Consider the following 2,757-nt stretch of genomic DNA (forward strand, 5'->3'; position numbering starts at 1 on the left):
GTCGGAACCATCTGGCCCTTGCGGCCCTTGAGGGCCAGATAGGCCCCATCCTTGTCGAGCGTCACGATGATGGCATCCAGCCGAAGGCTCTTGAGCAATCGCCCTGCCGCTCGGCGCAGGGCCTCGGGACGCGCGACCGAGTGGCCCGACGCCATCTCCGTTTCCAGGCGGTTGGGCGTCAGCAGCGTCGCTCCGCGGTATTTCGCATAGTCCCGGTCCTTGATGGGGTCAACGAGGACGGGCACCCGTCGCCGGCGGGCGGCGCGGATAATGGCCTGCGTGAGGCGCGGCGTCAGGACGCCTTTGTTGTAATCGCTGAGGAGGACGGCCTGGAAGCGGCGCAAGCCCTTGCGGATTCCCGCCAGGAGACGGTCTTCCGCCTCGGCCGGAATCGGCGCCACCTGTTCCTCATCCACGCGCAGGACCTGCTGCGGGATGCGGTGCTGGGCGCGGCCGACAAAGCGCGTCTTGACCGTCGTGGGCCGACCCGCAAGCCGGACGACCCCGGAGGTTCTCGCGCCGGCCGCCTTGAGATAGCCCATGACCTGGCGTCCGACGTCGTCGCGCCCGACGACGCTGAACACGGAGACGTCGGCCCCGAGGGCGCGGAGATTGTTGACGACGGATCCCGCGCCGCCGAGGCGGCACTCCTGGCTCGCCACGCGGAGCACCTGGATGGGGGCCTCCGGGCTGATGCGTTCCGCGTCGCCGAATACGTAGCGGTCCAGCATGAGGTCGCCGACTACGCCGAGGCGCGGGCGACCGAGGCGGTCAACCAGGTCGATCAGGTGGCGATACACTCCTGCCTCCTACCGGGATTCAAGTTCCATGAGGATCCGGTGCCGCAGCAACGGGATCAGAAACTCGTGCTGGCCCGTGAGCGCGATGCCGCGATCCGTCGGCCGCGCAAGGACGTTCTCGCGCGGCCGGTAATGCTGAATCTGGTCCAGGTTGGCGGTCACCATGTTCTCGAGTTTGGCGCCGAGGTTCGTCGCCACGGTATATGCTTTCATGAAGACCTCGGGGAGGATGACGGCGGATCCGACGTTGATCCAGACGCCGTCAGCCATGTCGGCGACGGCGGCGCAGAGTTTACGGAAATCGAGCATCGACGCCTCGCCGATCGCCGCCCCGTCGGCCTCGGGATGCATGTGCCAGGTGTCCGTTCCGATCGCCACGTGGACCGTGGCGAGGCAATCGAGGCGGCTCGCGGCCGCCAGAACGCTCTTGGCGGCATGCGGAAATTCGGTTGCCGCCTCGTTCACCAGATCGCCGATGGCCTGGCCCAGTCCGCGGTGCCGGCCCAGACGGGCCGCGTCATTCAGGTAGCCCGGCGTTTCCTCGACCATGCCGAATCGCCCGTCGCGCATCGTGGCCGCCGGGTCCTCGCTCGTTTCGCCGTGGTAGGCCAGTTCGAGGTCGTGGATGGCCCCAGCCCCGTGCGTCGCAACGACCGTCACGACGCCGCGCTCCATCAGGTCAATGAGCACAGGCCCCAGGCCGCATTTGACGACGTGCCCCCCGAACGCGACCGCCACCGGGGCGTCCTTGCGGACGGCCTCGGCGACGGCCAGCGCCAGGTCCGCCAATCCCTTCGTGGCGGGCGTGGCGGGCAGCGATTCGAAGAACTCGCCCAGGGTCGCCTCCGGCCCTGCCGGCGCCGCCAGGTCCTCCAGGGAGACCTTGTGTCGGCGTTCGGCGATGGGGAAAGACTTCAGGCTCGCCAGGTCGATCGGCTGGTAAGTTTTGCGCCGGCGCATTCCCTTTTCACCTCCGCAGGGTCAGCACGCCCGTGTCCGGCACGTTCGGCCTCGGCATGTGTGCAAACCCGAATGACGAAATCCGAATGACGAGTGAATGACGAATGACGAAGCCCGAAGAACGACCTTCCGCCGCCTGGGCGCGGCTGCTTCGTCATTCGGGCTTCGGAATTCTCTCGTCATTCGGTCCTCGTCATTCGTCATTTCCTTCCGGCCCGCCTGTTGTTACGGCAGGCAGGAGGGACCGGACCGCCCGGCGCAGCACCTGGTCGCCCTCGACCATCGCCATGCGGATCTCGAGGGCGACGATCTCAACGGCCGGCCGCTTCTTTCGGTCGGCAAGCAACGGCTCCCATTTTACATAATCCTTGCCCGTCGTCACAAGCCTCTTGAGCCCCGCGGACCGCGCCGCCGACAGCAGCCGGTCCACGTCCGCCGACGAATAGGCATGATGATCCGGAAAAACGTCCCACAAATCGGCCCGCGCGCCCAGCCGCTCCAGCGTCGCGCGAAACGCTTCCGGGTTTCCGATGCCGCACGCCGCCGCCACCGTCTCGCCGCGGAGCGATTCCGGCGCCTCGCGCGATCCGTCCGCACGCACCAGGGCGCTCGGCTGGTGCTGGGCGACGAGGATCGGCACGCCGGACCGAACCAGCCCATGCAAACGGCCCTTCAGCGCGTCAATCTCCTGGGGCCCGACGAGTTCCGCTCGCGTGATCACCACCAGGTCCGCCCGCCGAAGAGCCGACGGCGGTTCCCGCAAGAGGCCCCTCGGCAGGACGTGCCCATGGCCGAACGGCTGAAGCGCGTCCACCAGGACGATGTCCAGGTCGCGCGCCAGGCGCCGGTGCTGGAACCCGTCGTCCAGGATCGCCAGGTCGCACGGGTGCCGCCACATCCAGTCGTGGATCGCCTGCCAGCGGTTGTGATTCTGGACGCAGGGAACGCCGGGGCAGAGGCGCGCCAATTCCATCGTCTCCTCGTTCGGCGCGCCGGA

The 2,757-nt window shown here is 68.0% G+C and carries 3 protein-coding genes; all 3 read right to left on the reverse strand.

Going from position 1 to position 2,757, the window contains the following annotated elements; genetic code table 11:
• A partial coding sequence (locus NTX40_07505; protein ID MCX5648925.1) for a PfkB family carbohydrate kinase occupies window positions 1–800 on the reverse strand: 800 nt, incomplete at its 3' end.
• 9 nt (window positions 801–809) lie between these two features.
• A complete protein-coding gene (locus tag NTX40_07510; protein ID MCX5648926.1) occupies window positions 810–1,760 on the reverse strand; it encodes a hypothetical protein in 951 nt (316 codons plus the stop codon).
• A 193-nt stretch (window positions 1,761–1,953) separates the two neighbouring features.
• A partial coding sequence (gene lpxK / locus NTX40_07515; protein MCX5648927.1) for a tetraacyldisaccharide 4'-kinase occupies window positions 1,954–2,757 on the reverse strand: 804 nt, incomplete at its 5' end.

The organism is Planctomycetota bacterium (assembly GCA_026387035.1).
In the GTDB taxonomy this organism is placed as follows: domain Bacteria; phylum Planctomycetota; class Phycisphaerae; order FEN-1346; family FEN-1346; genus JAPLMM01.

Excerpts from the sequence above, each read along its gene's own strand:
- NTX40_07510 (MCX5648926.1), bottom strand. The coding sequence starts at position 1,760 with ATGCGCCGGCGCAAAACTTACCAGCCGATCGACCTGGCGAGCCTGAAG.